Raw genomic sequence first — 21,874 nt, forward strand, 5'->3', positions numbered from 1 at the left:
CGATCGCGCTGCGATCGGGCGCCGGTCCGGGCGCGGTGATCCGCCCCCGCGCGGCCGCGGTCAAGCCTCGGCCGGGCAGACCCCGGCCGACGGAGCGTCATGGCTCTACGCGCGATTCTCGGCGATCAGCCGGCGCAGGAAGGCGGCGCAGTCGGCGAGCTCGCCCGTCTCGACGTACTCGTCGGCCTTGTGGGCGCGGGCGATGTCGCCGGGGCCGATCACCACCGAGGGGATGTCGCCGAGGCTCTGGAACAGGCCGGCCTCGGTGCCGTAGGAGACCTTGGCGTGGGCGTTGCGGCCGGCGAGGCGCTTGGCCAGGGTGACGAGGGGCGCGTCGGGGGCGATGTCGAGGCCCGGATAGTCGATCACCGGCTCGACCGTGAGGCCGCTCGCCGGATCGCGCGCCTGCATCTCCGGCACCAGCACGTCGCGCGCGTAGGCGAGCACCGACTCGGCGAGGCCGCGGGGATCGTCGCCGGCGATCGCCCGGAACTCGAACCCGACGGTACAGCGGTCGGGCACGATGTTGAGCGCCGTGCCGCCCTGGACCAGGGCGGTGAGCCCGGTCGTGTGGGGCACGTCGTAGAGGTCGTCGCGGGCGCCGTCCTTCGCCAGGCCCTCGGCGGTCAGCCGCACCCGGTCGATGAAGCGCGCGGCGTACTCGACGGCGTTGACCCCGGTCGGCGCCAGCGCCGAGTGGCAGGCCCGGCCGCGGAAGGTCGCCTTGGCGCCGTACTTGCCCTTGTGGCCGGTCACCACCGCCATGCCGGTCGGCTCGCCGACGAAGCAGCCGAGCGGCCGGACGCCCCGCTCGCGGATATGGGCGATGAGCGGCCGGACGCCGAGGCAGCCGATCTCCTCGTCGTAGGAGATGGCGAGGTGCAGCGGGCGGGCGAGGGGAGCCGCCGCCATCTCGGGCAGGAGCGCCAGGCAGACGGCGAGGAAGCCCTTCATGTCCGATGTGCCGCGGCCGTAGAGGCGCCCGTCGATCTCGGTCAGCCGGAACGGGTCGTGCGTCCAGTCCTGGCCCTCCACCGGCACCACATCGCTGTGGCCCGACAGCACGTAGCCCGGCCGGTCCTGCGGCCCGACCGTGACCCACAGGGCCGCCTTCTCCCCCGTCGCGTCGACCACCCGCTCGACCGCGGCGCCGTGGCGGCGGCAATATTCCTCGACGAAGTCGACGAGCGGCAAATTCGTGGCGGAGCTGACCGTCTCGAAGGCGACGAGGGTGGCGAGCAGGTCCTTGATGGCGGGAAGCGTGGAATCGGAGGGCGTCATGGGAAGCGTGCGGAGCCTGACGGGGTGGTGCGAGAAACCGTGACCCCGCGAGGCGTGCAGGGCCGATGCCACCGCGTGGCGGGCAGCCCCTCCCTTATGCCGCGTTCCGGCGCCGGCGGACAGCGGGCCGCCTCGATCGACCGAAACCCTATGCGGATAGGTCCAGGAAATGCCGGCCCTCCCGGTCGTCGATCTCGACGATCCAGAGGTCGGAATCGAACCGGATCTCCTTCGCGAGCCGGGCCTCGACATCGGGCGGCAGCGCCTCGCGCATCAGGGGCTCGAAGCGGCGGCCGGCGGTCTCGTCGCCCTCGAACAGGGCCTGGGGCGCCGGGCCGTAGAGGTCGGCGCGCCCGTCGAGACGGTCGACCTTGACGAAGATCGCGCCGGCCTCCGGCGCGCCGCGGCGGCGCTGCACCGCGCTCACCCCCTCGACCGCGCAGCGGCGCAGGTGGGCGGCGACCCAGAAATCGGAGCGCAGGCGTGCCATCGGGCGGGGCGTCCTCGACGAATGTCCGGGCACTCATAGGACAGCGCCCGATTGCGAGGCAATCGGGACGGGACAGCGCCCGATCGCGGGGCAATCGGGACGGGACAGCACCCGATTGCGAGGCAATCGGAATGGGACAGCGCCCGATCGCGAGGCGATCGGGCGCTGCATCGAACCGTGCGTGCGGGGCGGCGAGTCAGGAGGCGCGTCAGGAAGCCGGGGCAGCCCCGTCGAGCGCGGCCACGTCGGCCCGCTCGCGCCAATCCTCGACGCCGTGCTGGCGGGCGAAGCGCAGGGCGGCGGCGCGCACCGCCCGCTCCGGGTCGCGGGCACGGGTGATCTCGACGGTCCCGACGGTGAACGGGACTCCGAGGATCTGCTTGGCGAACAGTACGCGGTACTGCGACATCGTCCGTCTCCTTGAGGCGATGGATCGCGTCGATGGCGGGATGCATCACCGCTCATAGTCCCCGAGACGAACCCGGTTCCCGGGGCGCCCGCGCCGCGGCCAGCGGCGAAGCCCATGTCGGGCCTCGCCCAAGCGTCGCGCTTCGCCCAAGCGTCGCGTTTCGCCCGCCGGGGAACCGATCGACTGCGATCGGGAAAGGTATCGGCGCATCGCGCGCCGAGGCAAGCCGGCACTTCCGGCTCGCTCACTTCCCCATGTGGCGATGATCTGCGCTTACGGAAGGTGCCTCACGGGCGTGTGATCGCACCTTTCGTCCAAGGACCGTCCCTCGTCCAGTACGTCTCTTCCGAAGCGGCATGCCCGCAGGGCGGGCCTCCCGTGCGGGCGGGCCCCGTGCCGCAGCGCGAAAACCCGCTATGTCGGGCGCCGACGAGCACTCGCGCAGGAAGCGCTCACAGGACGCGCCCATGTTGCCCCTCTCCGCGTCGCCCCTTTCCGCCGCGACCCGCCTGAGCCTCAGCCTGATCGCCGGCGGGGCGGTCGCCAACATCTACTACAACCAGCCGCTGCTCGGGCTCCTGGTCCAGGTCTTCGGCCACGACGCCTCGGTGCTCGTGCCGACCGCGACGCTCGCCGGCTACGGCGTCGGCATCCTCGGCCTCGTCCCGCTCGGCGACAAGCTGGCGCGGCGCAGCCTGATCGTCGGCCAGCTCCTGCTGCTCGCCGCCGTGCTGGTGCTGGCCGCCCTGAGCACCAGCCTCGGCCTCCTGGTGCTGGCGAGCTTCCTGATCGGGGTGCTCTCGACCGCCGCCCAGCAGGCGGTGCCCTTCGCCGCCGAGCTGGCGCCCGACGCGGTGCGCGGCCGGATGGTCGGCCAGGTGATGACCGGCCTCTTGCTCGGCATCCTGCTCGCCCGGACCTTGAGCGGCTTCGTCGGCGCCTGGCTCGGCTGGCGCGCGGTGTTCGTCGGGGCGGCCGGGCTGTCGGTGGCGCTCGCCGGCCTCGCCTGGGCCGGGCTGCCGCGGACGCCGCCCACCGCGCGCCTCGGCTACGGCGCGCTGATGGGCTCGATCCTCGACCTCGTGCGCTCCCAGCCAGTGTTGCGCCGCGCGGCGCTGGCCCAGGCGCTGCTGTTTGCCGCCTTCAACGCGTTCTGGACCACGCTGGCGCTCCTCGTCGAGGCGCCGCCCTTCGGGCTCGATCCCGCCGGGGCCGGCCTGTTCGGGCTGATCGGCGCGGCGGGCGCGCTGTGCGCGCCGATCGCCGGGCGCTTCGCCGATACGCGAAGCCCGCGCCCGGTGCTGGTCGGCGGCGCCGTGCTGACGCTCGCCGCCTTCCTGGTGTTCGGCCTGTTCGGCGGCCACTCGCTCGTCGCGCTGGCGATCGGGGTGCTGCTCATCGACATCGGCATCAACACCGCGCTGATCGCCAACCAGACCCGGGTCTACGCGCTGGCCCCCGGCGCCCGCGGGCGGATCAACACGGTGTTCTTCACCGCGATCTTCGCCGGCGGGGCGCTCGGCGCGTCCGCCGGCACCCGGGCCTTCGCGGCCGGCGGCTGGCCGGCGCTCTGCGCCGTCGGCGGCGCCTTCGCGGCGGCGAGCCTGCTCGTGCCCCTGCTGGAGCCCCGCGACCGCCCTAGATCGTGAAGGTCCCCCGCTCCGCCCGAGCCGCCCCCTGCCGAACCTCCTCGCGATCGACACGATCTACCACGAGCCCGCCGTCGAGGACTTCCCTCGCGGCCGCGAGATCCTGGAGCGCTTTCCGCACGCGCGGCGGATCGTGGTCCCCTCGCACTGGAACATCCCGGAGCTGCACGGCAACGCGGGCTCGGTCGAGGACTGGGTGCGGATCAAGCGCTCGACCCTGGTGCTCGGGGTCAAGAAGGGGCTGGCCGCGCGGCCGAACGGGCGCAGCGCCCATTTCATCGCGCCGTCGAGCTCGAACGGCTGCGCCATGGCCTGCGCCTATTGCTACGTGCCGCGCCGCAAGGGCTTCGCCAACCCGATCACCCTGTTCGTCAACACCGAGGCGATCGGCCGGGCGATCGCCCGCCACGCCGCCGCGCAGGGCCCCCTCCCCGCGCCCGACCAGATCGACGAAGAGTTCTGGGTCTACGACATCGGCGAGAACGGCGACCTCTCGGTCGATGCGCTCGCCTGCGACAGCGTGCGCGACCTCGTCGGGCTGTTTCGCGGCCTTCCGAACGCCAAGGCGTCCTTCGCCACCAAGTTCGTCAACCGCGACCTGCTGGCCTACGCGCCGGAGGACAAAACCCGGATCCGCTTCTCGCTGATGCCCGAGCGCATCGCCCGGGTGGTCGACGTGCGCACCTCACCGATGGCGGAGCGCATCGCCGCGATCGACGACTTCGTGGCGGCGGGCTACGAGGTCCACGCCAATTTCTCGCCGGTGATCCTGTACGAGGGCTGGGAGGAGGACTGGCGGGGGCTGTTTCGCGCGCTCGATGCCGGGATCGGCCCGGCCGCGAAGGCGCAGCTGAAGGCCGAGATCATCTTCCTCACCCACAACGCGGCCCTGCACGAGGTGAACCTGCGCTGGCACCCGAAGGCCGAGGCACTGTTGTGGCGCCCGGACATCCAGGAAACCAAGCGCTCCGAGGGCGGGATGGAGAACCTGCGCTACCGCACCGGCTGGAAGGGCCGCTGGCTCACCCGGTTCAAGGCGCTGCTCGCCGAGGAGCTGCCCTGGTGCGGCGTGCGCTACGCGTTCTGAGGCGTCCGGATCAGTGCGTCCAGGGCGCGGTGCGGTTGTACTTGAAGTTGTCGGAGTAGGACAGGCCGCGGCGCAGCGGCAGCTGCGGCTCCTCGACCCGGTAGGCGATGCCCTCGCGGGTCGCGTAGGCGATCGCCTCCTCCTTGGTGTCGAACTCGAGCCGCACCTGCTGGAGCATGTCCGAGGACGAGGTCCAGCCCATCAGCGGCTCGGTCTCGCGCGGGCTCGCCTGCTCGAACTCCAGCGTCCACTGCTTGGTCCGGGCGAGGCCGGACTGGGTCGGGTCCTTGGCAGGGCGGAAGATGCGGGCGGTCGACATCGCGGGCTCTGATCCGTGCGGTGATGGTCGGGGCGGCCGGATTCGAACCAGCGACCCTCTGGTCCCAAACCAGATGCGCTACCAGACTGCGCTACGCCCCGATGCCCCGGTTCGTAGTGAAAATCCCTCGGGCACGCAAGCTGCGCGGCGGGATGGAGGGGCCGCCAAGATGCTCGAAAATGCCGCTCCGGCGCGAAGAACCCCGCGACGATCCCGCCCTGTCCCGGGCGCCGATCGGTATGAAAAAGCCCCGCTCGGCTGTTGCCGGCGGGGCTGAAGGCGGGTCTCGGGTCCTTGAAGATCCGTACGTCAACGGGCTGGAGGCGAGACCGGTTCCCGGCGCGCGGCTCGCTTCCGTCGTGACCGTGGTCGGGGATCCGCTCGCGATCGACGGAGCGTAGCCGCTCGACCCGTCGTCGCCCGAGATCTCGCAACTCGCGCAAGCAGGCCGCGTCTTGGGCGCCCGCCCCCACTCGTGACCGAGCCGGATGTCGTCCGCCCGCTCGTTCCCCGCGCCTGCACGCCGCCATGGCCGAGCCCGTCGGGCTCGACCCATACAGGGTCTAACATCGCTCCGCGGCCGTGCGCACGGCTTAACGTATGTAGGCGTTGGCACGACCGATCCGTGCGCTTGAAGCAGGTCCGATCCCGACGGTCCCGCATTCGCCAGCAGACGGAGTTCGCCATGCGCTATGGCACCACGAAGAAGATCCTCGTCACCGGGGGAGCGGGCTTCCTCGGATCGCACCTGTGCGAGCGCCTGCTCGAGCAGGGCCACGAGGTCCTGTGCGTCGACAACTTCTTCACCGGCACCCGGCGCAACATCTCACATCTGCTTGGAAATCCCAATTTCGAGATGATGAGGCACGACGTCACCTTTCCGCTCTACGTGGAGGTTGACGAAATCTACAATCTGGCGTGCCCGGCCTCGCCGGTCCACTACCAGTTCGATCCGGTCCAGACGGCGAAGACCAGCGTCATCGGGGCGATCAACATGCTGGGCCTCGCCAAGCGTGTCAAAGCCAGGATCTTCCAGGCATCGACCTCGGAGGTCTACGGAGATCCGGAGGTCCATCCCCAGCCGGAGGAGTATTGGGGCCGGGTCAACCCGATCGGCCTCCGCTCGTGCTACGACGAGGGCAAGCGCTGCGCCGAGACGCTGTTCTTCGACTACCACCGCCAGCACAAGCTGCCGATCAAGGTCGCGCGCATCTTCAACACGTACGGCCCGCGCATGCACCCGAACGACGGGCGCGTCGTGTCGAACATCGTGCTCCAGGCCCTGCGCGGCGAGGACATCACCCTGTACGGTGACGGCGAGCAGACGCGCTCGTTCTGCTACGTCGACGACCTCATCGAGGGCTTCATCCGGCTGATGGGCTCGGATGCGAGCGTCATCGGGCCGATCAACATCGGCAACCCGGGCGAGTTCACCATCCGTCAGCTCGCCGAGATCGTCGTCGATCTGACGAATTCCAGGTCGAAGATGGTGTTTCGCCCGCTGCCGCCCGACGATCCGCGCCAGCGCCGGCCCGACATCACCAAGGCCAAGGCGATCCTCGACTGGCAGCCGACCATCGAGCTTCGCCAGGGCCTCTCGAGGACGATCGCCTACTTCGACGACCATCTCAGGTCCGGCGATGAGGCCCGATGAGAGCAGGGACCGCTGACAGCGATCGTCGGCTCCGTTCCCGGAGTCCCGGGTCGATGATCCCGTCGATCTCGGGCCCGCCCGGGATCGACGTTGACGCGATCACGCCGTGGCACCGGGCGCCCCGATGCCACGCCGGAGCATGCGACGAATTCACGCCGCCCCGCGGCCGACCGCGACCATGCCCGGCACCATCGTGACCTTCACGATCATCGCCAATATTCCTGACCCAAAAATGATTGTCGACGCCGCTTCTTGAGGATCGCGCACTGAGATTTCGAGACTGTCGCGACTCTATGCTTGAACAGAAACCATCCATGACACAAGGGCGGGCAGATATCCGGGTCGCGGACGAGAGTTCCGTTCCCGGCGCTCGACGATTCTCCGGTCCGCCTCGTCGCTCGCTCGCGGCCGTGACGCCCCGGACGATCGCGCCCGGCGCAGGTCAGGCGGCCGAGCCACCGGAAATTGACTGCATTGACCGCCCTCGCCGGGGGAGCGCACAAGGCCGGGACAGGCCCGACCACCAGGGGGTGTCGAGCGACGCGTAGGGGCTGCGGACCATCATGATCGGGGACGTCGAGGGAAGACGCGGCGCCGGAACGGCGCGGCCGGCCCTGCCGATGACGGCGGACATGGTCGGCACCTGGTCGTGGGACATCGCCGGCGACCGGATGCACGGCGACGATGTCGCCGGCAGCCTGTTCGGGGCCGATCTCGACCGGCTGGCGAAGGGCGTGCCCCTGCGGGTCTTCGCCGCCTGCATCCATCCCGACGACCGCGACGCGGTCGTCGCCCGGATGCAGCACGGCGCGGCTTCCGGCGGCTCGTTCGTGGCCGAGTTCCGGGTGCGGGACGCCGCCGGGCGGACGCTGTGGGTGCTCTCCCGCGCCCGCTACGAGCGCGGCGGCGACGGCCGGCCGGCCCGGGCGCACGGCATCCTGGTCGACATGACCGGCAGCGCGCTGAGCGACACCGCCTACGACCACTGCGTCGATGCGCGGCCGGACTGCCCGCTGGAGCAGGCCGCCGAGGCCTGCATCGCCGCCCGCGAGGCCCTGGCGACGGCCGACCGGCCGTTCCTCTTGAAGATCCTCGACATGCTGCTCCTGGAACTCGGCCGCGAGATCGGCAAGGGCCTGCGCCGGGCCTACCTGCGCCGGCTGAGCTGACCGTCGCGGCGGCCCGCAGCAGCGCGCCGCCTTGTGGGCCGGGGCCGGGCTGGGTATGGCCCGGGACCCGGGCCGCGTCGGCCCGGCGGAGATCCGACGGGCGATGATCGGCAAGCTGAAGGGCGTGGTGGATTCCTACGGCGAGGACTTCGTCATCCTCGACGTGCACGGCGTCGGCTACGTGGTGCATTGCTCGGCCCGCACGCTCCAGCGCCTGCCGCCGACCGGCGAGGCGGCGGAACTGGCGATCGAGACCCACGTGCGCGAGGACATGATCCGCCTCTACGGCTTCCGGGCCGACGCGGAGCGCGAGTGGTTCCGCCTGCTCCAGACCGTGCAGGGCGTCGGCACCCGGGTGGCGCTCGGCGTGCTCTCGGTGATGGAGCCGGGCGACCTCGCCACCGCCATCGCCACCGGCGACAAGGGCGCTGTCGCCCGCGCGCCCGGCGTCGGCCCGCGGCTCGCCGCCCGGCTGGTGGCCGAACTGAAGGACAGGGCCCCGGCCTTCTCCCCCGTCGACCCGGCGCTGATCCAGCTCACCGGGGCGGTGGAGGACAAGACCGCGCCCCAGCCGGTCGCCGACGCGATCTCGGCCCTGGTCAATCTCGGCTACGCCCAGGTCCAGGCCTCGGCGGCGGTGGCCGCGGCGCTGAAAGGCGCCGGCGAGGGCGAGGCGGCGATGGAGGCCAAGACCCTGATCCGCCTCGGCCTGCGCGAGCTGGCGCGGTGAGCGCCCACGGCCCCGGGGGCTAGACCTTGAAGTCGAACACCGCCGCCTGGCTGCCCGTCGGCGTGCCGCTCGCGCCGCTCGCGCCGTAGCCGCTCGCCGGGGTCTGGGCCTGCGCGTCCTGGAGCTGCTTGAGGAAGCCCGCGAGCAGGTCGCTGGCGCTCGATGTCGTCGAGGTCGCGTCGGTCGAGGCGGCGGCGTCCGCCGCGCCGGCGGGCGTCTGGCCGGGAGGCGGACCGTCCGCCCCGCCGATGCCGCCAAGCCCGCCACCATGCCCGCCGTGGCCCCCGCCCTTGCGCGGCGACAGCAGGCCCTTGAGCGTCGTCGCCTGGTCGCTCGTCAGGGTGCCCTTGGTGACCTCGGCGCCGATGAGGTCGTCCATCCGGCTCCTGGCCTGGGCCGGGTCGAGGCGGGTACCGCCGGCGCCGGACGTGCCCGAGGTGCCGGACATTGCCTGGTCGATGTCCTGGACGGCGCTCGTCAGCGCGCTCGCATCGGTGGCACTGAGGCTGCCGGCCTGCTGCTGCGCCGAGATCCGGTCGAGTAGGCGCTGCTTGGGCCCTCCCCCCCGGGTTTGGTCGAGCGGCTGGGCGGTGCTGCTGGATGCGGAGACGGTCGTCATGGGAACCCGGATCCTCTGCGTAATGGGGATGGATTCGTCATCCCCGACGCGGGTCAGCCTGCGGCCGGCGCGGCTTAAGAGTTCTTTCGCCTGTGCGGGGATCGGGTTTCCGCCCGTTGCGGCAGATCCTGCCGCAACGAGGCGTTACATCTTCGCCAGATGTGTCGGCGCATAAGATTTCCGATCGATTGCTCCGCGCGATCCTGCCGGATCGCGTTCGCAATGCGGAAATCGGCTTCGCTCAGGCGTGTGAAGCCGAAGGCTTCACCGCGCCGGCTTGCGATACGCTGTCCGCAAGGGATCTTCCGGACAGCGTATCAAGCGGCCCGGGCTGCCGGCTGGCGCGGCGCGGCGCCGGCCGCCCGCGGCAGTTCGAGGCGCACGCAAAGGCCCTGCGGCACCCGGTTCTCCAGGCTGAACGTGCCGCCGTGCGACTGCGCGATGGCGCTCGCGATCGACAGGCCGAGGCCGAAGCCGCCGGCCTCGTTGAGGGTGCGCGCGCGGTCGCCGCGCACGAAGGGCTGGAGCATCAGGGCGCGCTCCTCCTCCGGGATGCCCGGGCCCTCGTCGAGGATCTCGACCGCGACGCGGCCCGGCCCGGCCTCGACGAGGCGCACGGTGGCGCCGCCGGCATACTTGACCGCGTTGTCGATGAGGTTGGTCAGCGCCCGCTGCAGCTCGCCCGACGAGCCGCGCACCAGGGCCGGCCGCCGATCCTCGTCCCGCACCTCCTCGGCCCGCACCGCCTCGCCGATATCGGCGAATCCGTCGCAGACCGTCTGCACCACCGAGGCGAGGTCGACGAGGCCGAGGTCGCCGCGGGGCTGCCCCTCGCGGGGCTGGCCGTCACGCACGAAGGAGAGCGCCGCCTCGACGAGCGCGTTCATCTGGTCGAGGTCGCGCAGGAACTGCCGGCGTAGCGCCTCGTCCTCCAGGAACTCCGCCCTGAGGCGCAGGCGGGTGATCGGCGTGCGCAGGTCGTGGCTGATCGCCGCCAGCATGTGGGTGCGGTCGTCGATGAGGCGCAGGACCCGGTCGCGCATCCGCCCGAGCGCCCGGGACAGGGCCAGCACCTCCTCGGGCCCGCGCTCCGGCAGCGGTCGCGCCTCGGTGGCGGTGCCGAAGGCCTCCGCCGCCTCGGCCAGCCGCGCCAGCGGCGCGGTGAGCGCCCGCGTCGCCCAGATCGACAGGAGCGTCAGCGAGAGCGCGAGGAAGACGAGCGTGATCAGCACCGCGCTGGTCAGCGGCGGGTGCGGCAGCGGCAGCGGCGGCAGGTCGGCAGCGAGTTGCAGCCCCCCCGGCCCGGCAATGCGCAGGTGCAGCGCGCCAGCGGGCTGGTGCTCGGCCGCGATGCCGTAGCCGGGGCCGAGCGCCGCCCGCAGGCCGGTGATCTCCGGCACGTCGGCGCTCGACGGGGCCGGCGCGTTCGGCTCGTTGGCGGGCAGCAGGGTCAGGTGGAGGGCCGAGGCGCTGTGGCGCGCCGCCGCCACCACGTCGGCCCGGTCCTCCGCCGGGGCCGCCGCTACCATGTGGACGACGGTGACGAGGCGGTTGGCGAGCGCGCTCGGGCGCTCGTCGGAGCGGCGCAGCTCCGGGCGCAGCAGCAGGAACGCCACCGTCACGACGACGTGGGTGACGACGATCGCGGCCACCACCAGCAGGGCGAGCTGCCCGGCGATGCGGCCCGGCAGGGGACCCTTGCCCGTCACGGCGCGATGCCCGTCATGTCGAGATCACCTCCGGGGTGAACAGGTAGCCGCCGGAGCGGATGGTCTTGATCATCTCCGGGTTGCGCGGATCGCGCTCGATCTTCTGGCGGATGCGGCTCACCAGCACGTCGATGCTGCGCTCGAATGGCCCAGGGGCGCGCCCCTGCGTCAGGTCGAGGAGCTGGTCGCGGGAAAGCACCCGGCCCGGCCGCAGGCACATCGCGTGCAGGAGGTCGAACTCGGCGCCGGTGAGCGCGACCTGCGCGCCCTCCGGGTTGAGGAGCTGGCGCAGGCCCGCATCGAGCACGAAGCCCGCGAAGGCGTGGCGGCGCACGCCCTCGTCGTCGCGCGCGCCTTGCGCGGCGGCGCCGCGGCGCAGGATCGCCCGGATGCGGGCGAGCAGTTCGCGCGGGTTGAAGGGCTTGGCGAGGTAGTCGTCGGCCCCGATCTCGAGCCCGACGATCCGGTCGATCTCCTCGCTCTTGGCCGTCAGCATCAGGATCGGTATGCCGGAGGAGGCGCGCAGGCGCCGGCAGATCGACAGCCCGTCCTCGCCCGGGAGCATCAGGTCGAGCACGATCAGGTCGACCCGGGAATCGGCCAGCAGCCGGTCCATCTCGCGGCCGTCGCCGGCGATCGAGACCCGGCAATCGTTGCCACGGAGATAGCGGGCGACCAGCGTGCTGATCTCGCGATCGTCCTCGACGATCAGGATGTGCGGTGTCGTGCTCACGGGTTCGCCTTATGCCCGAGACCGGGTTTTGCTTGAAGCCATCATTGTGCAACCGTCTGTTGCTGGGCCCGGCCCGCGACACCGTCGCGCAACCGATGCGGCCCGCACGGAGGCGCCACCGCGATGGTGCCGCATTTTCGCGCGAAGGGGAGCCCGGACCGGGGCCCATTCCGCGGTGAAATGCATTAGGGCTGTGCATCACGGACCAGCCCCGGAGTTTTTTCCATGCAGCAGAACCGCCTGTTCGACGACTTCGCCCGCCTGATGACCGACGCCGCCGGCGCGGCCCAGGGCGTGCGCCGTGAGGCCGAGACCGTGGTCAAGGCGCAGATCGAGCGCATGCTGCGGGACATGGACGTCGCCACCCGCGAGGAGGTCGAGGTGCTGCGCGATCTCGTCGCGTCCCTGCGCGCCCAGAACGACGCGCTGACCGCCCGCGTCGCGGCGCTCGAGGCCGCCGCTCCGGCCGCCAAGGCCAAGGGGCCGGCGACGGGGAGCACGGCGACCGCCTGAGCCGTCGTCCGGGCGCGTCCCGCTTGTGCACAGGAAGCTTCGGTGGATAGCCGGCGGCACGCCGCCGCCGCCGCGGCTTTCCGCTTTGAGTCCCTCGACTCGCCCGGGCTATAGTGGGTCACGCACTGATTCGCAGCCGCTCTGGGGAGACAAGTCGGAACTTAAGCTTTTCGCCGGCACGTCCTGACCGTGCCCGGGTCGCGATCTGCCTTGAAGACGACACTCGCCGCGTTCGCTGACGCAGCTGTTTCCCGCTCGGACGAGCCAAACTTGGATCGCCATGACCCAGCTCAACATCGACGACCTGAACCGCGCCGAGCACCCGCTCGATGTCGTCGAGCGCCTCGCTTCCCTCCGGGACTGGATCTTCGATCGCGCCGAGACCGACGAGATGTCGGTCGCGGTCGCCGGCCGCTGGGCCGAGTACCACGTCGCCTTCACGTGGATCGAGGACGTGGAGGCGCTGCACGTCGCCTCCGCCTTCGACCTGAAGGTGCCGGAGCGGCGGCGCAACGAGGTGCTGCGGCTCGTCTCCCTCGTCAACGAGCAGCTCTGGGTCGGCCATTTCGACCTCTGGAACAGCGAACACGTGGTGATGTTCCGCCACGCGCTCGTGCTCACCGGCGGCGCCGAGCCGACGCACGGCCAGTGCGAGACCATGCTCAAGACCGCGGTCGAGGCCTGCGAGCGCTACTTCCAGGCGTTCCAGTTCGTGATCTGGGCCGGCAAGACCGCCCGCGAGGCCCTCGACGCCGTGCTGTTCGAGACAGAGGGCGAGGCGTGAGCGGGGGTCTCCCCGCCTCGCTGATCCTGGTCGGCGCCGGCAAGATGGGCGGGTCGATGCTGGAGGGCTGGCTCGCCGACGGGCTGCCGGGTCGCCGCGTCGCCGTGATCGACCCGAACCCCGCCCCCGCCATGGCGGCGCTCTGCGCCGCCCATGCAATCGCGCTCAACCCGCAGGACCCGGCCGCGCCGGAGGCCCTGGTCCTGGCGATCAAGCCCCAGGGCCTGGAGGCCGCCGCGAGCGCGGTGGCGCCGCTCGCCGGGCCGGACACGCTCGTGGTCTCGGTGCTCGCCGGCAAGACGATCGCCAACCTCAAGGACCGCCTGCCCCGCGCCCGCGCGGTGGTGCGGGCGATGCCGAACCTGCCGGCGAGCATCCGCCGGGGCGCGACCGGCGCCGCAGCCTCGCCCGAGACCACCGAGGACCAGCGCCGCACGGCGCACGCGCTCCTCTCCGGCATCGGCCTCGTCGAGTGGCTGGACAGCGAGGACCTGATCGACGCCGTGACGGCGGTCTCAGGCTCGGGCCCGGCCTACGTCTTCCTCCTCGCCGAGGCCCTGACCGAGGCGGGCATCGCCGCCGGGCTGCCGGCCGGGGTGGCGGCGCGCCTCGCCCGCCAGACCGTGGCGGGGGCGGGCGAACTCCTCGGCCAGAGCCCCGAGGAGCCGGCGACGCTCCGCCAGAACGTGACCTCGCCCGGCGGCACCACCGCGGCGGCGCTCGGCGTGCTGATGGCCGAGGGTGGCTTGAGCCCCCTGATGCGGGACGCTGTGGCGGCGGCCAGGCGTCGGGCCGGCGAGCTGGCGGGCTGACATCCTTCGGCGGATCGCGTCGCCGGCCGCTCACCCGGGCGCGTCGCCGCGGCCCCCTGCCCGACCGGCGGGCTGATCCCTAGATACGCGGGCGGGGCGGGCAATCCGCCTCGGGGCGGCTCGACAGCCCCCCATCCAAGCCTCAACGGTATCGGAGCGTCCATCCATGGCCCGCACCCCCAAGGCGTCCGACGGCAAGCCGTCCGGCAGCACGACCTCCGGCGCGTCGCACGACGCCGGGGCTGCGCCGGACGCCCCCCGCCTGCCGCCGCGGGAGGCGATCGTCGAGGCGCTGATGCGGCTTGCCGCCGAGCAGCCCTGGAACGACATCGAGGTCGGCGACATCGCCCGCGAGGCCGGGGTGAGCCTGGCAGAGTTCCGCGACGCCTACCCGTCGAAGGGCGCGGTGCTCGGGGGCTTCTCCCGCATGATCGACAAGCAGGTGCTGGAGGGCGCCAGCGACGACCTCGACGAGGAGCCGACCCGCGAGCGGCTGTTCGACGTGCTGATGCGCCGCCTCGACGCGATGGACCCCTACAAGCCGGCCCTGCGCCGCATCTCCTTCGCGCTGCGCGGTGATCCCCTTTCGCTCGCCGCCCTCAACCAGGTGGCGCTCAACTCGCAGCGCTTCATGCTGGCCTCGGCCGGCATCAGCACCGAGGGACCGCTCGGCCGCGTCAAGCTCCAGGGCGTGGTGATCGCGTTCGCCCGCGTCATGGAGGTGTGGCTCGAGGACGAGGATCCGGCGCTTGCCCGCACCATGGCGGCGCTCGACCGCGAGATCCGCAACGGCGAGCGCTTCATGGAGCGCGCCGAGGACGTGCGCCGCCTGACCGCGCCGTTCCGGGCGCTGGCCCAGTCCCTCGCCGAGGGCGGACGCCGCCGGCGCCGGCGCGACCGCCGGGATGACGATCGGAACGAGGACGAGGGCAATCCCCTCGGGGGCGATCCGGCGGCGGCGATCTGACGCCGTTCCCGTCCCCGCCGATTCGAGCGATTCCAGGGTGACCATGCGTCGCGCATTGTCTAGCCTGCGGGGGTAGACCAGCCCCCGCCGCGCTGGCGGCCCTCGCGAGGAACCTGCCCGGATGCTCGACCTGTCCACCCGCGCGCCGGCGACGATCGCCCGCGTCGAGCAGCCGCGCTACTCGGCGGTGGCGCAGGGCCTGCACTGGCTCACTGCCGCCCTGGTGCTGGCGGTGCTGCCGCTGGCCTGGATCGCCACGAGCCTGCCGGCGAGCCCGGCCAAGGGCTTCTACTTCCAGCTGCACAAATCGGTCGGCATCACGATCTTCGCCATCGTGGCGATCCGCATCCTGTGGCGGGCCTGGCACCCGGCCCCGCCGGAAGCCTTCGTGCCGAAGGGCCTGGCGCTCCTCGGCCGGATCAACCACTGGCTGCTCTACCTCGTGTTCCTGCTGATGCCGGCGAGCGGCTTCGTGATGTCGGCCGCCGCCGGCAACACGACGCAGTACTTCTACCTGTTCCCGATCCCGCCCTTCATGGCGAAGAACGAGGCGGTGGCGGCGCTCGCCGACCGGATCCACCTCGCCGGCCAGTACGCGGTCTACGCCCTGGTGGCATTGCACTTGCTGGCTACCGCCTGGCACCTGATCGCCCGGCGCGACGCCCTCCTCGACCGGATGCTGCCGCGCCAGGACGTGTGAGCGCCGGGGAGCCCGGGCCTTTGCGCGATCACCTCTATTTGCTCGCCCGGACCCCGCCAGCCCGGTTGTTCCTCGGGCCGGCGCGCTTCTAATGCTATTACTATGCTCCAATCGAGGACACACTCGCGCATTTCCTCGACTGCATCTCAGCCCCTTAGTTTCTGCCTTTTTATACAAATCGATTGCGCTCAAGTCACATGACATAAATATTTTATATTATATGCTATAATATCTGGCGGCACAGGTCATTTTTTTGCATTTGGCCTTGGGCGTGCAGGGAGTTTTTCTTCTTCGATTAAGAACGGGATCGCTTCAGATTTCGCAGCGGCAGGTGTAAATTTAAGCCTGATAGGCTCCTCAATCGCAGATCGGAATCTTTCCTTCACTCTACCAAACAATTTTTCGATATCTGAGGCTTCTTTTAAGGCCGCCTCACTGTAAAACCATTCGTCATTGCCTGACGCTCTAAGATTATCCCACGATCTCGATTTATAACTGCGGAAAGTGGCTGCAACTAAAAGCGTTGTTCTAGATAGTATTGGAACGATAAAGCAATCAACATTTTGTAAATTAGGAAATTTTGCTTCTGCTGATATTTTATAAGCGGGTATTTCGGTATCAGTGGTATGTCGTATTCCAGAAATAACCATTCTTGTATCTTCAACAACTGTATAATCGTCTGAATTACTAGATAAGGCGGCTAATCGCGACCGGGAAATCGCACCTGTTTGTGGAGTTGAATTTCCAAATAAACCAAATCCGCTTGTTCCCTTTCGGACTCGTCTCATGTATTTTTCACTGTTCTTTTGCACATCAACAAACCAAGAATCTGCGCCTTTGCTATTCGAGACATATTCGCCGATGGTTTTTGTTTCAGGCAACTCCGTGACTTTGATAACGAATTTTCTGAACTCGTAAAGATCCTTCAGATCTTCTGATAAATCAAAATCATCAAAAGTTGAAATTATAGATCTTAATCTTTCATAAGCCTCATCCTTAGTTACATATTTTTCTGCATCGAGTTTAATGGCATCTATTATAGATGTTCCTTGTATTGTTTTATTACCATTGTTCGCTGGTGCAATGACACGCGTGTATGGTTGAAGTTTTTTGCGCAGAACTTCGTCAACAGTACAAAAAACGCCGTCAAGTGAACCTTGCTGAACTATGTACGGCCTCTGAAAATTTATAGTGTCGAAAAAATCTGCCGCCGCGTTAAGGATATTTACGTACTTGACTGTCTCGATAGGGTGATCCTGCACCGCTTTAACGATACATTCGGTTAGATAACTTAGATGATCATCCAAATAAGACTTTTCGTCGGAATGCGATGAGGAAAAAAAGAAAACATTTTGAAAAGAATTTTTCGACTTACTGATAATTTCGAACGGTCCAGAATCTTTTATGTATGCGGTCCCCGACTCGCAAGCGTCGACAATTTTCACAAATAATTTAGGATTAAGCGAACGAACGAGATCATCTAATTGACTATTTACAATAGATGTCGACATTTTTTGTGAGCTTTTATATCCGGGCAATAAATATAAAAAATCATCTGCGATAGACTCGCCATGACCAGAGAAATAAATGAATACCTCGTCGAGCGACCCGGGCTTATGTCTTTTCAAGAATGTCGATATTTTTTCGAAAGCTACGACAGAACTTTCTTCGTTTTCTATATTTAAAATATCTGAGAATTTTGATTCATTCTCGACTATAATTCTCATTGCATCGCCATCTCTAGCACATGCGGGCAATGCTTTTAATTCATTTTTGTATTTACTTGCCCAGATGATGATTGCTACGCTAGTCATGCTTTTTTCCCACCTTACGTCATAAGGCATATCATATGTTTGTTTTATCGCAACATCAGATAACGCACATGTGAAATTTTCTTCCTAATAGACGTTATCGCCAATATTATGTCAGATAAATAATGTGTATTCACATAAATTTTGCAAATTTGCCGCCTCATATCAAGATTTAGATTGTCAGATAATAATCCGTATTTCTTATATAGAAATGTCTTTGGTGCCGCTATAGGTTCATAATCAAACTCAATTAAGATAGATCCGATAGCATGACCCAACAGCGGAGCAGCTTGAGACAGCTTTCCACGAAAATCCCCTCATCGAGGAGATAACATCATTACGTAGCGACGAACGCCGTCTTACGGAACCGTAGTCGGCTACTCCGCGACGCTATCACAGAGTGGCGCTTGCAAGCTGAAGCATTCCTCTGGGTTTCTTGGCCGCACCGGAGGATGCGCGCTTTTGCAGCAACCGCGGGCGTTGCGCGAGGCCGAGGCGTTGGCGATGACACAAATGAAGTGAGCGCAAGACGTCTCACCCCGCCCCGTGCAGGAGCGACGTAACCCGTGACCGAGGGCCGCGACGACAGCCGCATCGCGACCGAGCTGACCCGGACCGGCGCCACGCCCGATCCGTTCGCAGCCGCCGTGCGGGCGACGCGCATGCCGATGGTGATCACCGATCCGCATCAGCCCGACAACCCGATCGTCTTCGTCAACGACGCCTTCACGCGGCTGACCGGCTACGCCCGGGACGAGATCGTCGGCCGCAACTGCCGCTTCCTCCAGGGCCCCGGGACCGACGCCGGGGACGTGGCGAGGATCCGCACGGCGATCGCGCGCCGGGTCCCGATCGAGATCGACCTCCTCAACCACAAGAAGACCGGCGAGGCGTTCTGGAACCGGCTGCTGGTCTCGCCGGTCTTCGGCGAGGACGGCGCGCTCACCTACTTCTTCGCCTCGCAATTCGACGTGACGCTGGAGCGCGACCGGCTGGTCCGCCTGCAGCGCGACCGCGACGCCCTGGATCGCGAGATCGAGCGGCGCTCGCTCGCCCTGCGGCGGAGCGAGGAGCGGCTGCGCTTCATCCTCGAGGCCTCGCGGCTCGGCTCCTGGACCCTCGAGCTCGACGGCATGCGGCTGGTGGCGTCCGAGAACTGCAAGCGCAACGTCGGCCGCGATCCGGCCGAGCCGTTCACCTTCGACGACCTGATCGCCGCGATCCTGCCGGAGGACCGCGACCGGATGCAGGCGGCGGTGCGCGACTCGATCGCGACCGGCAGCGACTACGACATCGAGTACCGCATCCGCACGCCGGCGGGCGAGGTGCGCTGGCTCCAGATCCGCGGCCAGCCTTTCTACGACGCCGACGGCGTACCCCTGAGCATGGCCGGCGTGACCATCGACGTGACCGAGCGCAAGCGCGGCGACGAGCACCGGGCGCTGCTCGCCGAGGAGTTGAACCACCGGGTGAAGAACTCGATGGCGACGATCCAGTCGATCGCCAACCAGACCCTGACCCACGCCAGCTCGCTCGACGAGGCGCGCACCGCCTTCAACGCCCGCCTGCAATCGCTCTCGGCCGCCCACGACGTCCTGACCCGCGAGAGTTGGGAGGGCGCGACCCTGGCGGAGATCGCCGACGAGGCCTTGCGCCCGTTCCGCACCGGCGCGGGCCGGCGCTTCACCATCGACGGCCCGCCGGTCCGCCTGCCGCCCCGGCTGGCGCTCGCCTTCGTGATGGCGCTGCACGAACTCGCGACGAACGCGGTCAAGTACGGCGCGCTCTCGACCGAGCGGGGCCGGGTGCTCCTGACCTGGGACGTGACCGGGGACGGGCGCCTGCGGCTGCGCTGGGAGGAGACGGACGGCCCGCCGGTCTCGGCCCCGGCCCGGCGCGGCTTCGGCTCGCGGATGATCGAGCGGGTGCTCGCCGCGGAGATCGGCGGCACGGCGGAGGTGGAGTATCGGCCGCAGGGCGTCGTCGCGACAGTGGAAGCGCCGATGCCGGAGGTGGGGGGTAAGGCGGGTGGCTGAGCCGGGCCCGCTCCCGAACGGAGGAGATCCTGGAACTGGCCTCGGCCCTGCCTCGCCGTCGCGCATCGTGGCCGCCCGAGAATCGACGGGTGCAGGCCGTACCGGGCAACCAGGATCGTCGGACGCAGGCGGGCGTCATCGGGTTCGACACATGATCAAACGAGCGATGCAAGCAGCGCTGTTCCTGGCCGCCATGGCCGGGTCAGCCCGCGCCGAAGCTCCTCTGACCGCTCAGGACCGACGAGCTTTCGCCGGCTACGTCCGCACGATCAGGAGCATCATCGTCGACAAGATACGGCGGGACCGCTTCCACCCGCGGGAATTCGGCGTGGTGGTGGTGAGTTGTACGATCCTGCGCTCCGGCCTGGTCACCCGTTCCCGCATCGTGCAGAGCTCGGGCAGCCAGGGGGTCGACTGGGTCGCCAACCTGGTCATGCCGCCCCGCGGTTTCCGGCTGCCCCCCTTCCCGCCGTCGATCGCGAGATCGTCGGTCGAGGTCACCATCCCGATCCGGTTTCACAACTAGAGCGCTTCACGATCGCGCGGCAGTCGCGAAGCTCCCTAGGTCATTGATCTTGCTGTATTTTCTGCGACGAACCGGTATCCACTTCGTCGGACAATGCTCCAGGAACCGATCGACCGCCGCTCACGGCCCATGCGCCCCGGCCCCGTCCACCACCCCGCCGATCAGGTTGCGCCCGAGCAGGAACTCGGCGCTGAAATCGGTGCGGATCAGCGGCTCCATCGCCACCGGGCCGGCCAGCGCCTGGGCCTCGGCGCGGCGCGCCGCCACCGCCTCGGCGCGGTCGACCGCGCGGAAGCGGATGCGCGTGCCGCCCTGCGCCTGCGCGAGGCGCCCGAGATCCGGGCCGATCACCGTGGCGATCTTCGGGTAGCCGCCGGTGGATTGCCGGTCGGCCATCAGGATGATCGGCCAGCCCTCGCCGGGCACCTGGATCGCCCCCATGGCGATGCCGTCCGAGACGATGTTGTAGCCCTTGGCGTGGGTGAGCGGCGTGCCGTCGAGGAAGCAGGCCATCCGGTCGCCCTTGGTGGTGACGGTCCAGGGTCCGGCCAGGAAGGCGGCGATCTGGTCATCGGCGAAGAAATCGTCCTGCGGGCCCATCACCACCCGGATCTCCTCGGCTGAGCGCACGAGCCAGGGCGCGACGAGCGCGTGGGGATCGGCCGGGCCGGGGCGAGCATCGGCCACGCTCAGCCGGTCGCCGGCGCGCAGCGCCCGCCCGTCGAGGCCGCCGAAGCCGGAGCGGGTGTGGGTCGCGGTCGAGCCGAGGGTGGGAGCGAGGTCGAACCGGCCGGCCGCCGCGAGGTAGGCCCAGGCCCCGGCCCGCCCCGCCCGCACCACGAGGTGGCTGCCGGGATGGAGCGTGAGGCTCGAGGCCGGCGGCAGGGGCGCGCCGTCGAGGCTGAGCCGGAACTCGCCGCCGGCGACGGCGATCCCGAGCGGTCCGCCCTCGGCCGTCACCTCGACGCCGCCGAGCGACACTTCGAGGGCGGTGGCCCCGGGCGGGTTGCCGAGCGCCCGGTTGGCGGTGGCGTGGGCGAGCGGGTCCATCGGCCCGGCGGCGGTGATGCCGTAGCGCAGGTAGCCGTGGCGGCCGGCGTCCTGGAGCGTGACGCCGGGACCGGCGGAGAGGATGCTGAGACGAGGGGTCATGCGGCCTCCCGGCGCTGGGCGACGATCTCGCCGGCAGCGGCGCGGCGGTCGAGGGCCGCGAAGGTGGCGGCATCCACCGCCTCGAAGCGGAGCGTGTCGCCGACGGCGACCGGGAACGGATCGGGCCGGTGCGGCGCGTAGAGCCGCTCGGGCGTGCGGCCGACGACGTACCAGCCGGTCGGCATCGGGAAGGTGCCGACCGCCGCGAGCCCGCCGCCGATCATCAGGGCGTTCGCCGGATGCGGCGGACGCGGCGTGGCCCGGCGCGACACCGCCAGCTCTCCCGGCAGGCCGCCGAGATAGGCAAAGCCCGGAGCAAAGCCGTACATGTAGACGCGGTACTCGGCCCCCGCGTGCAGCGCCGCAACGCGCTCGACCGAGAGGCCGGTCGCCTGCGCCACGGCGCCGATATCCTCGGCGTGCTCCGGATCGTAGCAGCAGGGCAGCGTCCAAAGGGCGGCGCCGGCCCGCGTCGCGCCGGGGGTGGCGGCCAGCGCCAGCACCCGCGCGGCGAGCGCGTCCCGTTCGAGGACGAGCGGATCGTAGTGGATCATCAGCGAGCGGTAGGTCGGCACCGTCTCGCGCAGGCCCTCGGGCGGCTCGGCGCGCAACGCGTCGTCGAGGGCGAGCACCCGGTCGTGGATCGCCGGATCGACGGTGGTGCCGAACTCCGCCACCAGGGCGGCCTCGCCGGCATCGAGGAGGCGGGGGCTCTCCATCGATC

Annotated in this window: 22 protein-coding genes and 1 tRNA gene; 12 read left to right on the plus strand and 11 right to left on the minus strand. The window is 68.9% G+C overall.

The features are described from left to right. Positions 1-105: 105 nt before the first annotated feature. From argE to ACS5PV_RS28495, 3 genes are all read right to left on the minus strand, one after another. Positions 106-1,281 (minus strand): acetylornithine deacetylase, encoded by a 1,176-nt coding sequence (gene argE, locus ACS5PV_RS28485; RefSeq protein WP_455398700.1) that lies wholly within the window; start codon positions 1,279-1,281, stop codon positions 106-108. A 148-nt stretch (positions 1,282-1,429) separates the two neighbouring features. Beyond that, positions 1,430-1,771 (minus strand): DUF1491 family protein, encoded by a 342-nt coding sequence (locus ACS5PV_RS28490; protein ID WP_455398701.1) that lies wholly within the window; start codon positions 1,769-1,771, stop codon positions 1,430-1,432. Between the two features lie 208 nt (positions 1,772-1,979). Continuing rightward, on the minus strand, positions 1,980-2,180 hold the full coding sequence (locus tag ACS5PV_RS28495; protein ID WP_455398702.1) for a hypothetical protein: 201 nt from the start codon (positions 2,178-2,180) through the stop codon (positions 1,980-1,982). A gap of 467 nt (positions 2,181-2,647) precedes the next feature. On the opposite strand from ACS5PV_RS28495, the gene ACS5PV_RS28500 reads away from it, so the two are divergent. Further along, positions 2,648-3,829 (plus strand): MFS transporter, encoded by a 1,182-nt coding sequence (locus ACS5PV_RS28500; RefSeq protein WP_455398703.1) that lies wholly within the window; start codon positions 2,648-2,650, stop codon positions 3,827-3,829. 28 nt (positions 3,830-3,857) lie between these two features. Continuing rightward, entirely contained in the window at positions 3,858-4,916 is a 1,059-nt protein-coding gene (locus ACS5PV_RS28505) for a spore photoproduct lyase family protein (protein ID WP_455398773.1), read from the plus strand. A gap of 10 nt (positions 4,917-4,926) precedes the next feature. Here the strand turns inward: ACS5PV_RS28505 and ACS5PV_RS28510 are convergent, their stop codons facing one another. Both ACS5PV_RS28510 and ACS5PV_RS28515 read right to left on the minus strand, forming a co-directional pair. After that, positions 4,927-5,235 (minus strand): ETC complex I subunit, encoded by a 309-nt coding sequence (locus ACS5PV_RS28510; RefSeq protein WP_455398704.1) that lies wholly within the window; start codon positions 5,233-5,235, stop codon positions 4,927-4,929. A gap of 24 nt (positions 5,236-5,259) precedes the next feature. Further along, a tRNA-Pro gene (locus ACS5PV_RS28515) sits at positions 5,260-5,336 on the minus strand. Positions 5,337-5,920: 584 nt separating this feature from the next. Between ACS5PV_RS28515 and ACS5PV_RS28520 the strand changes: the two genes are divergently transcribed. The 3 genes from ACS5PV_RS28520 (at position 5,921) to ruvA (ending at position 8,788) form a co-directional block, all read left to right on the plus strand. Then, entirely contained in the window at positions 5,921-6,889 is a 969-nt protein-coding gene (locus ACS5PV_RS28520; RefSeq protein WP_455398705.1) for a UDP-glucuronic acid decarboxylase family protein, read from the plus strand. 563 nt (positions 6,890-7,452) lie between these two features. Then, on the plus strand, positions 7,453-8,058 hold the full coding sequence (locus ACS5PV_RS28525) for a PAS domain-containing protein (protein ID WP_455398706.1): 606 nt from the start codon (positions 7,453-7,455) through the stop codon (positions 8,056-8,058). A 103-nt stretch (positions 8,059-8,161) separates the two neighbouring features. Beyond that, positions 8,162-8,788: a Holliday junction branch migration protein RuvA gene (gene ruvA, locus ACS5PV_RS28530; protein ID WP_455398707.1), complete on the plus strand. Its 627-nt coding sequence runs from the start codon at positions 8,162-8,164 to the stop codon at positions 8,786-8,788. 19 nt (positions 8,789-8,807) lie between these two features. Here ruvA and ACS5PV_RS28535 read toward each other — a convergent pair whose 3' ends face one another. The 3 genes from ACS5PV_RS28535 to ACS5PV_RS28545 all read right to left on the minus strand — a co-directional run bounded on the left by ACS5PV_RS28535 (position 8,808) and on the right by ACS5PV_RS28545 (position 11,849). Next, positions 8,808-9,407: a hypothetical protein gene (locus tag ACS5PV_RS28535; RefSeq protein ID WP_455398708.1), complete on the minus strand. Its 600-nt coding sequence runs from the start codon at positions 9,405-9,407 to the stop codon at positions 8,808-8,810. Between the two features lie 317 nt (positions 9,408-9,724). Continuing rightward, positions 9,725-11,116 (minus strand): sensor histidine kinase, encoded by a 1,392-nt coding sequence (locus ACS5PV_RS28540; RefSeq protein ID WP_455398709.1) that lies wholly within the window; start codon positions 11,114-11,116, stop codon positions 9,725-9,727. A gap of 13 nt (positions 11,117-11,129) precedes the next feature. Continuing rightward, positions 11,130-11,849: a response regulator gene (locus ACS5PV_RS28545; RefSeq protein WP_455398710.1), complete on the minus strand. Its 720-nt coding sequence runs from the start codon at positions 11,847-11,849 to the stop codon at positions 11,130-11,132. Positions 11,850-12,074: 225 nt separating this feature from the next. Between ACS5PV_RS28545 and ACS5PV_RS28550 the strand changes: the two genes are divergently transcribed. The 5 genes from ACS5PV_RS28550 (at position 12,075) to ACS5PV_RS28570 (ending at position 15,625) form a co-directional block, all read left to right on the plus strand. Then, positions 12,075-12,362, plus strand: a complete 288-nt coding sequence (locus ACS5PV_RS28550) for an accessory factor UbiK family protein (protein WP_455398711.1) — start codon at positions 12,075-12,077, stop codon at positions 12,360-12,362. Between the two features lie 280 nt (positions 12,363-12,642). Next, positions 12,643-13,146, plus strand: a complete 504-nt coding sequence (locus ACS5PV_RS28555; RefSeq protein WP_455398712.1) for a YbjN domain-containing protein — start codon at positions 12,643-12,645, stop codon at positions 13,144-13,146. After that, positions 13,143-13,958, plus strand: a complete 816-nt coding sequence (gene proC, locus ACS5PV_RS28560) for a pyrroline-5-carboxylate reductase (RefSeq protein ID WP_455398713.1) — start codon at positions 13,143-13,145, stop codon at positions 13,956-13,958. Before ACS5PV_RS28555 ends, proC begins: the two co-directional genes overlap by 4 nt. A 166-nt stretch (positions 13,959-14,124) precedes the next feature. Beyond that, complete coding sequence (locus ACS5PV_RS28565) at positions 14,125-14,925, plus strand: TetR/AcrR family transcriptional regulator (RefSeq protein WP_455398714.1); 801 nt, start codon at positions 14,125-14,127, stop codon at positions 14,923-14,925. A gap of 121 nt (positions 14,926-15,046) precedes the next feature. Beyond that, positions 15,047-15,625, plus strand: a complete 579-nt coding sequence (locus ACS5PV_RS28570) for a cytochrome b (RefSeq protein WP_455398715.1) — start codon at positions 15,047-15,049, stop codon at positions 15,623-15,625. 245 nt (positions 15,626-15,870) lie between these two features. On the opposite strand, the gene ACS5PV_RS28575 is transcribed toward ACS5PV_RS28570, so the two are convergent. Next, positions 15,871-17,439, minus strand: coding sequence for a caspase family protein (locus tag ACS5PV_RS28575; RefSeq protein ID WP_455398716.1), 1,569 nt, complete (start codon positions 17,437-17,439; stop codon positions 15,871-15,873). A gap of 563 nt (positions 17,440-18,002) precedes the next feature. On the opposite strand from ACS5PV_RS28575, the gene ACS5PV_RS28580 reads away from it, so the two are divergent. Together ACS5PV_RS28580 and ACS5PV_RS28585 are read left to right on the plus strand one after the other, a co-directional pair. Continuing rightward, the gene (locus ACS5PV_RS28580) at positions 18,003-19,472 is read left to right on the plus strand and encodes an HWE histidine kinase domain-containing protein (protein WP_455398717.1); all 1,470 of its coding nucleotides are present in this window, start codon (positions 18,003-18,005) and stop codon (positions 19,470-19,472) included. 151 nt (positions 19,473-19,623) lie between these two features. Further along, a complete protein-coding gene (locus tag ACS5PV_RS28585; RefSeq protein ID WP_455398718.1) occupies positions 19,624-19,998 on the plus strand; it encodes an energy transducer TonB family protein in 375 nt (124 codons plus the stop codon). 120 nt (positions 19,999-20,118) lie between these two features. On the opposite strand, the gene ACS5PV_RS28590 is transcribed toward ACS5PV_RS28585, so the two are convergent. Further along, positions 20,119-21,150, minus strand: a complete 1,032-nt coding sequence (locus ACS5PV_RS28590; protein ID WP_455398719.1) for a 5-oxoprolinase subunit C family protein — start codon at positions 21,148-21,150, stop codon at positions 20,119-20,121. Further along, positions 21,147-21,869 carry a 5-oxoprolinase subunit B family protein gene (locus ACS5PV_RS28595; protein ID WP_455398720.1) on the minus strand — a complete coding sequence of 241 codons (723 nt, stop codon included), beginning with the start codon at positions 21,867-21,869 and terminating at the stop codon, positions 21,147-21,149. The genes ACS5PV_RS28590 and ACS5PV_RS28595 overlap by 4 nt, the downstream gene beginning before the upstream one ends. Positions 21,870-21,874 lie beyond the last annotated feature (5 nt).

The organism is Methylobacterium sp. Gmos1, from assembly GCF_053764715.1.